Here is a 278-nt window from a genome sequence, read left to right on the forward strand (position 1 = left end):
GTGTCTCAGTCCCAGTGTGGCCGGTCGCCCTCTCAGGCCGGCTACCCGTCGTCGCCTTGGTAGGCCACTACCCCACCAACAAGCTGATAGGCCGCGAGCCCATCCCTGACCGAAAAAACTTTCCACACACAGACGATGCCATCGTGTGTCATATCCGGTATTAGACCCAGTTTCCCAGGCTTATCCCAGAGTCAGGGGCAGGTTACTCACGTGTTACTCACCCGTTCGCCGCTCGAGTACCCCGAAGGGCCTTTCCGCTCGACTTGCATGTGTTAAGC

General features: G+C 58.6%; 1 rRNA gene. It reads right to left on the reverse strand.

The window, feature by feature from the left end:
• Positions 1-278 (reverse strand): 16S ribosomal RNA (locus QSK34_RS37685); the annotation flags it as partial.

Origin of the sequence: Herbidospora sp. NBRC 101105, from assembly GCF_030269205.1 — a bacterium.
Lineage (GTDB): Bacteria > Actinomycetota > Actinomycetes > Streptosporangiales > Streptosporangiaceae > Herbidospora > Herbidospora solisilvae.